Below are 9,555 nucleotides of genomic sequence, written 5' to 3'. Positions count from 1 at the left end.
AAAGACGTCTGCTTCACCGTGGTGAAAGGCTTGATCCAGTCGAGGCGCTTGGCTTGCTCGCGCCAGAAGCCGTCCGGGTTGACGACCGACTGCTGGTACATGGCCTTGTAGGTCGCCTCATCAGTCAGCGTGTTGGCCGCAACCTCGGGACGAACGGGATACAGAGAAGCCGCACTCATCTTTCTTACCTCGGTGAATAATTGTTTTTGTTAAATGTTTTGCAAGCGTCCTCGATATGTTCCACAGGTTAAGCTTTCGACGCAATTGTCTAAGCCGAACTTGGCCTCTGGGAAATTCGGATCGACTGTTTTCACCCCGGCAAACAGCAGAATCCTTAAATCAGCCGATAGTTGCTGCTGACCTTACCCCACGCTTGAGCAGTAACTGCGGCCTAACGCCGCAGCCTATGTAATCTACCGAATTGACTGCAGCGATTTGTCAGGCCTTGTCGCAGCTGCGATACAGCCACCGCGCCCGGGGGCGGCTGCGGGCTTTGTGCAGCCCAGAGATGCTGCACTAATCATGGTGCGCACTACCAACAAACGTCAAAGAGGTAAATAGGCCACGTTCATTGATATCCTTGTCATTCTCGACCGGCACAATGACTTCGGCAGCGATGATGTTGAGGCCTTCGTTACGCACCACTATTTCTGCGCGACCTTCGGCATTTGTCTCAGCGCTGACCTCATGCGGCGCGCTACGGTAGTCCCCTATGAGCTTGACGCCCGCTGCGGGTTTGCCGTCCAGCAGTACGCGCACCGGCAGTGGTTTTCCAGGGCCGACGTTAAGCGGGTCGATCTGCGGCACAATGACTAACTTCATTTTCTCCAGCGCCGGCAGTCTGGCCCCCTCCTGGTAGATGGCCAAACTGTATTTGTAGGTATGAAGCGAATGCACGGAGTTCGGAACTTGCGAGCGTCCGGAATTCACCCATTTCTTGTCGGGTGTTTGTGACCAGGCGCCATTATCCAAAGCCACGGCCAAGATTGCCGGGGGCTTGATCGGTTGCAGGCGCGCGTGATCATTGAGGCGCTGTACTGTTACCGGAATCTGTTTGCCGGTTGCGTCATAGGCCCAGGCACCGCTGATTTTTTCCGCTTTGAACGCATCATCTTCCGCGCCATCACCATAGATAACTTCGATGTTGCCGCGACGCTGTTCAGTCCACAAACCATGCGCTTGAACTTGTCCAATAAACAAGGCAGCACATAGGCTTGCCAGGAGGAAGGGCTTGTGAATAGTCATGAAATACTACCTTGCACTTAGAGGTTAATGGTTAGGCTGAAGCTGAAGTTGCGCGGATCGCCTGGCATGACCCACCCTGACTACGGTCCTTGCGTTTCACCGAGCCAAGCTCGCCGTTTGCAGCCGGGATACCGCGGTCAAATACCGACTCGGCACGCGAAAACTCACTGTTTATCAGTGAGCGCTTATCGGAGGCGCGCGCGCCTGGGAAAGTCGTCCCTACAAGGTGTATGAAATGCCGATCTGCACCGTTCTAGGCGCCCCTGGATAGGCATAGACATTGCCGAACGCTCCTTCCTCGTAATCTTCGTCCGCCAGATTCTTCACATCCAGATTGAGCCTGATCTTGTCGTTGACCTGGTAGTAGCCCAGCAGGTCGACAACGGTGTAGCTGCCCATTGAAAACGAGGTATTGGCCGTCTGCCCGGCGCGCTCGTCGACGTACTTGAGCCCGGTCCCAAGCCCCAGTCCCTTGAGCGCGCCATCCTGGAACTCGTAGACATTGAGCAGGCTGAAGCTGTTCTGTGGAATGTTCATCAGTCGGGTGCCGGACTGGATGACGTTGTCCTTGGTCACTTCTGCATCGACGTAGGCGTAGCCGCCAATCACACGCCATTGCGGGGTCAGGTTGCCGGCGATGTTCAGGTCGAAACCACGACTGCGCACCTCGCCTGCCGCCACACTGAAGGTCGAGTCCACGGGATCGGTGGTGAGCACATTGCGCTTTTCGATCTGGTAGATCGCCGCGTCGACACTCAGCTGACTGTCCAGCGCTTCCCACTTGATACCCAGCTCATAGGATTTACCCTTTTCCGGATCAAAACCCCCGCCCTGGCGACTGGCACCGGTATTGGGCTTGAACGAGCGGGCCGTATCGGCATAGACCGCCACGGTGTCGGTGAGGTCATAGGTCACCCCGATGCGCGGGGTCACGGCGTTGTCGCTGGCCTGCCAGCTTCTGCCGCCCGGCACGAAGGTTTCGTAGTCATGCTCGAAACGCTCGAAACGCGCCCCGGCCAGGACTCGCAAGCGCTCGGTCAAGGCCACCTGATCCTGGATGAACGCGGCGTAGGTCTTGAGATTTTCCTTGTCGTTGGTCGGCGTACGGGTCAAGGCTGGACGTGGCTGGCCGTACACCGGGTCGAAAATATCGATCGGGTAGGCGCTCACCGCCCCGCTGGAGCGCTGGATGATCGACTGGTAGTCGTAATCCTCGTACTCGACGCCGGTCAGCAAGGTGTGATCGAAACCGCCCGCGCTAAAATGCCCGGTGAGGTTGAGTTGGGTGTCCTTGTCCGTCCACTCCAGTTTGCGGTAGTTGAAGTTGCGGCCCAGAGTGCGCCCGTCTGCGGCCACGCCGTTGGCTTCAACGGCATTGCCTTGCAGCGTACCGTCCAGCCACTGGAAGCCACCGCCCAAGGTCCAGTTATCGCTCAGCAGGTGTTCGAAACGCAGCTGTGCCATGTTGTTGTCGTTGTGCAGTTTGCCGACGTCTTTTTCGCCGAAGAACGTGTCGCGAGAGGCCGTGCCGATCTGATTGGGATAACGCGTCACGCCGCGATCCAGCGGGTGATTGTTGCGCATGAAATCACCCTCGAACACAATCTTGGTGTCATCGCTAGCCTGCCAGCTCAGGACCGGCGTCACGCCGTAGCGCTCGGTTTCAACATGGTCGCGGAAGGTGTCGCCGCCCTCACCCACCACATTCAGGCGATAGGCCAAACGGCCTTCTTCGTCCAACGGGCCAGAGGCATCCAGCGTACCGCGACGCATGCCTTGATCATTGAGTTGGCTGCCCAGCGTGACGGTGCGCTCGGCCAGCGGCTGCTTGGATACCACGTTGAACGTGCCGCCCGGATCGCCGCGACCATACAACATGGTCGCGGGGCCGCGCAGGACCTCCAGGCGCTCGATGGTGTTCGCATCGGGCATGTTCGGATAACCACGGTTGATCGGGAACCCGTTGCGATAAAACTCACCGGTAGTAAATCCGCGCACCGTGAAAGTCGTGAGCCCCTGGCCGCCGAAATTGTTGGCCCGCCCCACGCCGCCGGCGTAGTCGAGCGCGTCCTGCAATCGGGTGGCACTGATGTCCTCGACAACATCCTTGGTCACCACGCTGATGGACTGCGGTGTTTCGTGGATCGAAGTGTCGGTGCGCGTAGCACTGGCCGAACGCGTCGCTCGATACCCCTGAACTGGCCCTTGGGCCTGCTCTTCGAATGTGCCATTGATGTCGATCGCTTGTAACTCTATCGATGCAGCCTCAGTCGAGGGTTGTTCAGCCCAGCTGGTCTGGGAGATGGCTTGGATCACACACAGAGAAACGAGAGTTCGACGCATGGACATACAACCTTGAGAAGATTACCGGGCACAACAGGAGCCGGCAGGAATTGTAGTTAATAATATCAATTCCCATTCTCACTGGATAGTTTTAAGTTTGGAACTATAGATCCAGATGCACAATTAACTGTAACCCTGCCGTCTCATTGGCAAGCATCGAATTCAAGCGGCCAGGGCAATCAGCAAAACCAAGTTACCGGGCAGCCTCAGTGACGTAATAGCCGACGGAGCGGGACACCATCCTTGAGTACAGGAGATTTGATGACGATGTAACTGAAGTACTTGGATATACCGATGTTCTTGTCCAGCAGCCCTTCGATCACTTCCTGATAATGCTGAATACTGCAAGTCATGAAGCGCACCAGGTAATCGTAACCGCCACTGACTAAATGGCACTCCAGTACTTCATCGACCAGGCGTATGTTGGATTCGAACTTGGCGAAGTCCTCCCGTTTATGGTCGCTGAGCGTGATTTCGGTGAATACAGTGACGAAGTCGGTGATCTTGGCCAGGTTCAGATGAGCTCTGTACCCGGAAATATAGCCGGCTGATTCAAGCCGCTTGACCCGCTGCAAGCATGGGCTGGATGACAGGCCCACCGCATCGGCCAGACTGACGTTGGTCATCCGACCGTCTTTTTGAAGTTCAACCAGGATACTGATATCAATTCGGTCTAGTTTGATTAAACCTTCCATCGGGTACCTCGTGATTGCCATTCGGTTAGACAGCGTTGTAGCAAACTCAACGGCGCAAAGATAGCTGATGTTGAGCGACCAGGTCGGCCATGCTGGTGATGCAAAAGTCCGCGGAATATTCCTGGGGATAGTGCTCATGGCCACGGCGGATCAGGCACAAACCAGCCGATGTTGGTGGCTGCGCCGGAGGCCGGGAAATCTGCAGGATATCTTTAGGCTCCAGCTGGTTGGCCAGCAACCATGCGCCATCTTCCAATGGATTACTGGCTCGGGAATGCAGGTCTTCGGCCGAAATCCCCAAGCGCTCGCAGAGCTGCTCGCGATCTTCGGCATCACGATCGCAGTACACCAGCAACCGATAGAATTTGCGCAGATACAACATGGCACCGGGCGCGTCCTCGAACAACGACCAGTTGCATGCCGAACGGGCAAAGCTCATGCCTTCTTCCCAACTGGCCTTGAGCCCCAAACGCTCTGCCAACTGGCGATGGGCAAAGCACAACAAGCCACTGAACCCCAACTCGGAGAACCGTGGATAGAGGGTGCGTACCGCCTCGTCAAACGCAGCCAATACCTCTTCCCTGCCCGGCGTGCCCAGATGGTTTTCAAGCACTGGCTGCAGGGCCGTCCAGATACCGGAATCCCGATCGACCAGGACTTCGTCGCAATCGATCAATAGTGCGCGATAATCAGTCAGGTACATGGTGTGTAGCCTCCCATGATGCATTCATCAATCCATGTGCGCTAAATGCCCTCGGTTGGCGCATTGCTACATTGCGCCAACCGAGACTTGAGATTAATCCAACACTCGCAACAATGCCGCTTCAAGAATAGTCAGCGCTTCGTCGATCTGATTCTCTTCGGTTACCAGAGGAGCCAGGAAGCGCAGCACATTTCGATACACGCCGCATTTGATTACCAACAGCCCGCCAACCCTGGCCTGATCGATCAGTTGTTGGGTGAGTTCGGCATCGGGGCTGCGGGCCTCATCGTCTTTGATCAATTCGATGGCCAGCATGAAGCCGGTGCCGCGTACGTCACCGATTTGCGGGTGACGCGCCTGCAAGCGCAGCAGACCCTGACGCAGGCGCTCGCCCAATACCTCACCGCGCTCGAGCAACTGTTCCTCTTCGTAGGCTTCGATCACCGCCAACGCCGCCGCGCACGCCAGGGCGTTACCGCCATAAGTACCGCCGAGACCACCGGGCAATGGCGCGTCCATGATGTGCGCACGCCCCACCACGCCCGATATTGGCAAACCACCTGCCAGGCTCTTGGCGACTGTGACCAGATCCGGCTGAATGCCGGCATGCTGGAAACCGAACCATTTGCCGGTACGGCCGAAGCCGGTCTGGATTTCATCGAGAATCAGCACAATGCCATGTTTTTCGGTCAGCGCTCGCAGCGCCTGGAGGAACTCTGGCGGCGCACTGAGGAAGCCTCCGTCGCCCTGCACCGGTTCGATGATGATCGCTGCCACTCGATCCGGCGTGACCTGGGTCGCGAGCAATTCGTTCAGGGCTTGCAGCGCCATCTCGCTGCTGAAACCGCGATAGGCATTAGGATAAGGAGTATGGAAGACTTCGGGAGCGAAGGGCCCGAAGTTCTGCTTGTAGGGCTGGCTCATGCCGGTCAGGGTCGTGCCCAGTAAAGTACGCCCATGGAAACCGCCACGAAATGAGATAACCGCAGGACGATTGGTATGAGCGCGGGCGATTTTCACCGCGTTTTCCACAGCCTCGGCACCGGAGGTAAACAGCGCCGCCTTGTAGGCTTCCTGCCCCCCCACCAGCTCGCACAAACGCTGCACCAGGTCGATATAGGGTTTGTAGGCCACCACCTGGAAGCAGGCATGGCTGATCTTTTGCAATTGGGCCTGCACCGCCGCGACCACCTTCGGGTGATTGTGACCGATGTTCAAGACGCCAATGCCGCCGACGAAGTCCAGGTAGCGCGTCCCGTCCACGTCCCAGACCTCGGAACCCTGGGCCCGGTCGATGACCAGCGGGTGTGCCGTGACCAGGCCCCGTGGCACGAATTGATCGCGCTGACGGAGCAAACTCGGGGTTTCTTCGACTTTACTGTTCATGGCATCTCCCATAGTGAACCTGGCAACCGGAAACGGCTGCGATGTGCTTCACAGGTTAAGCGTTCGACGCAATTGTCTAAGCCGAACTTGGCCTCTGAGAAATCCGGATCGACTGTTTTCACCCTGGCAAACAGCAGAATCCTTCAGCCCCATGGAATCTGCCGACAGGCGCTCCATACAACACAACGTTATGCGTTTACGCAGGTTCTTTCGACACATCCTGCTCTGCCACTCGGGCATGCTGGATACTCCCTATCTAATGCGAGAAGTGACCCATGGCCCTGCTCTATAAAGCTGACCCGGTGCGCGGCGAACGATGGAGGCGGCTATTCGCCGAGCACGCTCCGGATATCGAATGGCGTGCCTGGCCGGACATCGGCGATCCGAAGGATATCCGCTACCTGGCAGCCTGGCAGGCGCCGGACGACCTCGAAACACTGTTGCCAAACCTGCAGGTCCTGTTCGCCTTGTCGGCGGGAGTCGACCAGCTTGACCTTGACCGTCTGCCACCGACCCTGCCGGTGGTGCGTTTACTCGACCCGGGCATCACCCAAGGCATGTGCGAGTACGCCAGTTTCGCGGTGCTCAGCCTGCACCGGGATATGCTGCGTTATCGCCAGCAACAAATGGCTCGGTGCTGGCAGGCTCACCTGCTGCAACCGGCAGCCAAACGCCGGGTGGGCGTGATGGGGCTCGGCACACAGGCTCAACAGATTCTGGCCACCTTGCAGACCTTTGGTTTCGCCTTGTCGGGCTGGGCACGCAGCGAGCACAGCATCGCCGGGGTGGAGTGCTTTGCGGGTGCCGAGCAACTTCCGGCCTTCCTCGGCCAATGCGACATCGTGCTCTGTGTCCTGCCATTGACCGAGCAGACCAAAGGGATTCTCAACCGTGAGTTGTTCCAGCACCTGCCCAAAGGTGCGGCCCTGGTCAACATGGGTCGGGGTGGGCACCTGATAGAAGAAGACCTGCTTGAGGCATTGGCCAGCGGTCAGCTCAGCGCGGCGGTGCTCGACGTACTGCAACAGGAGCCGGCGGCGCCGGACCATCCCTTCTGGCACCATCCACAGATACTGCTGACACCGCATATCGCTGCGATGACCCAACCGGAAAGCGCCTTTGGCGTGTTGCTGGAGAATATCCGTCGGCATGAACGCGGCGAGTCAATGCTTGGCCAGGTCGACCGCGAACGAAGTTACTGAGCACCGGTGCCAACTCGAGAGTGGTAATCGCCCGGCGCCAGATTTGTTGATTCACACACGGGCAAATCTGGCGTCATACAAAACGGTCCTGGTTTTTCATCCCATAGTGCTGTCTCGCACTGACCTCCTTGACGAAAAAACCAGCCGATATTTGCTGCTGACCTCCCCCCCGATTGAGCAATAACTGCGGCTCCTGAAGCCGCAACTTATGCAATCTACCGAATTGAATGCAGCCCATTGTCAGGTCTCGCCATAGCTGCGATACAGCCAGCGCTGTGCATGGCCCGGCGTGTAGATCAAGTCCGTAGCAAGAGGCTGATCGACAGGATTTTCCCGGATTACTTCGCAGTGGTTTACCTGAGCTGCCGCAAGACCATCGCCTGCCGCGCAGATAACCAACACTAATAAGATCAAATGGGGTAAGCGATGAACATCGCAAAACTAAGCTCTCTCTCCCTGGCGGTCATTGCCGCCACCACGCAACTGGCACTGGCGGATCAGCAACAGGAAGCCAAGGGCTTCATTGAGGACAGCAGCCTCGGGTTGCTCAACCGTAATTTCTATATGAATCGCGACTTCCGTCATGGCGGCAGCAATAGCCAAGGCACCAACGGCGCCAAGCCTGCCAGTGAGCGCAACGGCTATCGGGAGGAGTGGGCACAAGGGGCCATGCTCAACTTCGCCTCGGGCTTCACCCAGGGCTCCATCGGTTTCGGCACCGATGCCTTCGCCTACGGCGGCATCAAGCTGGACACTGGCCGTGGCCGGGTGGGCAACGGCCTGCTGCCGATCAGCAACAATCGCACCGCTCAAGCCGAAGTGCCGGATAGCTACGGCGAGGTCGGCGGTGCAGTGAAGATGCGCGTGTCCTCCACCGTACTGAAGTACGGCGAGCAACGCCCCACTGCTCCCGTATTTGCCACCGGCGACAACCGCTTGCTGCCGGAAACAGCGACCGGCTTCCAACTATCGAGCAAAGAGCTCGACGCCTTTTCTTTCGAGGCGGGCCACTTCACAGCGTTCAACAATCGAGCCTCGACCAACGCCGATGACGGGCTGGTCACCACCTACGGGGGGACCGAAGCTGACAGTGTCGACTTCATTGGCGGTACCTATAAAGTCAACAACAACCTCAGCCTGATGGCGTACACCAGTGAGGCTGTGAATGTCTGGCGTCAGCACTTCGGCAGTGCCTCCTATACGATTGCTCTGGCTGACAAGCAATCGCTCAATTTTGGTCTGACGGCCTACAAGACCGAGGACCAAGGCGATGCGCGCGCCGGTAAGCTGGACACCACCAGCTGGTCGGCCAAGGCGACCTGGTCCTTCGGTGCCCACAAGCTCACCCTGGCTTATCAGAAGATCGATGGCGACGAGTATTTCGACTACATCGGCGTGGACTCGATCTGGCTCGCCAACTCGATTCAGTACTCCGACTTCAACGCCCCCAACGAGCGTTCCATCCAGGCGCGTTATGACCTGAATATGGCCACGTTCGGCATACCGGGGCTGAGCTTCATGGCCCGCTATGTCAAAGGTGATCAAATCGATGGCACCAAGGCCGATCCGAACGGCGCCTATGCCAACAAGGTGGGTGACGACCAGAAGGAATGGGAGCGTGACCTGGAAGCCAAATACGTTATCCAGGAAGGGACCGCCAAGGACTTGTCCTTCCGCCTGCGCCAGGCCACCCACCGCGCGACCTCGTTCGAGAGCGATATCGACGAAGTCCGCCTGATCATCGAGTACCCGCTGAGCATTCTGTAAGGGTCGACCCTGGCCGGTTTTACCTGTGGACCGGCCGGCTTTCCTGAAGGCCTGCTCCCTCGCTCCCTTAGCCTTGAGGCGCCCAGCCGGGCGCCTTTTTTTTGAGCGATGTACCCATAAGGAGTGTCTTTCGCTTTGACCTGCAGCCTGAAAGCCAACCCAGTATTTGCTGCCGATATTGCTTCTCATTTGAGCAATAACTGTGGCCTGCAGA

8 protein-coding genes are annotated in these 9,555 nt (G+C 57.8%); 2 read left to right on the top strand and 6 right to left on the bottom strand.

Annotated elements, in window-relative coordinates; translation table 11 throughout:
* The 6 genes from F8N80_RS21020 to gabT all read right to left on the bottom strand — a co-directional run.
* A partial coding sequence (locus F8N80_RS21020; protein WP_150784065.1) for an acetyl-coenzyme A synthetase N-terminal domain-containing protein occupies positions 1-179 on the bottom strand: 179 nt, incomplete at its 3' end.
* Between the two features lie 337 nt (positions 180-516).
* Positions 517-1,245: a DUF4198 domain-containing protein gene (locus F8N80_RS21015; RefSeq protein ID WP_150744638.1), complete on the bottom strand. Its 729-nt coding sequence runs from the start codon at positions 1,243-1,245 to the stop codon at positions 517-519.
* Between the two features lie 219 nt (positions 1,246-1,464).
* Complete coding sequence (locus F8N80_RS21010) at positions 1,465-3,588, bottom strand: TonB-dependent siderophore receptor (protein WP_150744639.1); 2,124 nt, start codon at positions 3,586-3,588, stop codon at positions 1,465-1,467.
* A gap of 206 nt (positions 3,589-3,794) precedes the next feature.
* Positions 3,795-4,283: an Lrp/AsnC family transcriptional regulator gene (locus F8N80_RS21005; RefSeq protein WP_150744640.1), complete on the bottom strand. Its 489-nt coding sequence runs from the start codon at positions 4,281-4,283 to the stop codon at positions 3,795-3,797.
* A gap of 46 nt (positions 4,284-4,329) precedes the next feature.
* Positions 4,330-4,986 (bottom strand): HAD family hydrolase, encoded by a 657-nt coding sequence (locus tag F8N80_RS21000; RefSeq protein ID WP_150744641.1) that lies wholly within the window; start codon positions 4,984-4,986, stop codon positions 4,330-4,332.
* A gap of 93 nt (positions 4,987-5,079) precedes the next feature.
* Complete coding sequence (gene gabT / locus F8N80_RS20995) at positions 5,080-6,372, bottom strand: 4-aminobutyrate--2-oxoglutarate transaminase (protein ID WP_150744642.1); 1,293 nt, start codon at positions 6,370-6,372, stop codon at positions 5,080-5,082.
* A 275-nt stretch (positions 6,373-6,647) separates the two neighbouring features.
* On the opposite strand from gabT, the gene F8N80_RS20990 reads away from it, so the two are divergent.
* The gene (locus tag F8N80_RS20990) at positions 6,648-7,574 is read left to right on the top strand and encodes a 2-hydroxyacid dehydrogenase (protein ID WP_150744643.1); all 927 of its coding nucleotides are present in this window, start codon (positions 6,648-6,650) and stop codon (positions 7,572-7,574) included.
* A gap of 426 nt (positions 7,575-8,000) precedes the next feature.
* The gene (locus F8N80_RS20985) at positions 8,001-9,341 is read left to right on the top strand and encodes an OprD family porin (RefSeq protein WP_150784594.1); all 1,341 of its coding nucleotides are present in this window, start codon (positions 8,001-8,003) and stop codon (positions 9,339-9,341) included.
* The last annotated feature ends 214 nt before the right edge of the window (positions 9,342-9,555 follow it).

This window comes from Pseudomonas fluorescens (assembly GCF_902497995.1).
Taxonomy (GTDB): domain Bacteria; phylum Pseudomonadota; class Gammaproteobacteria; order Pseudomonadales; family Pseudomonadaceae; genus Aquipseudomonas; species Aquipseudomonas fluorescens_BK.
This window is presented reverse-complemented; position numbering and strand designations above follow the sequence as displayed.

Bases quoted from the DNA above. Each gene is read 5' to 3' on its own strand.
- F8N80_RS21005 (WP_150744640.1), bottom strand. From the start codon at position 4,283: ATGGAAGGTTTAATCAAACTAGACCGAATTGATATCAGTATCCTGGTT.
- F8N80_RS20990 (WP_150744643.1), top strand. From the start codon at position 6,648: ATGGCCCTGCTCTATAAAGCTGACCCGGTGCGCGGCGAACGATGGAGG.
- F8N80_RS20985 (WP_150784594.1), top strand. From the start codon at position 8,001: ATGAACATCGCAAAACTAAGCTCTCTCTCCCTGGCGGTCATTGCCGCC.
- F8N80_RS21010 (WP_150744639.1), bottom strand. From the start codon at position 3,588: ATGCGTCGAACTCTCGTTTCTCTGTGTGTGATCCAAGCCATCTCCCAG.
- F8N80_RS21015 (WP_150744638.1), bottom strand. From the start codon at position 1,245: ATGACTATTCACAAGCCCTTCCTCCTGGCAAGCCTATGTGCTGCCTTG.
- F8N80_RS21000 (WP_150744641.1), bottom strand. From the start codon at position 4,986: ATGTACCTGACTGATTATCGCGCACTATTGATCGATTGCGACGAAGTC.
- gabT (WP_150744642.1), bottom strand. From the start codon at position 6,372: ATGAACAGTAAAGTCGAAGAAACCCCGAGTTTGCTCCGTCAGCGCGAT.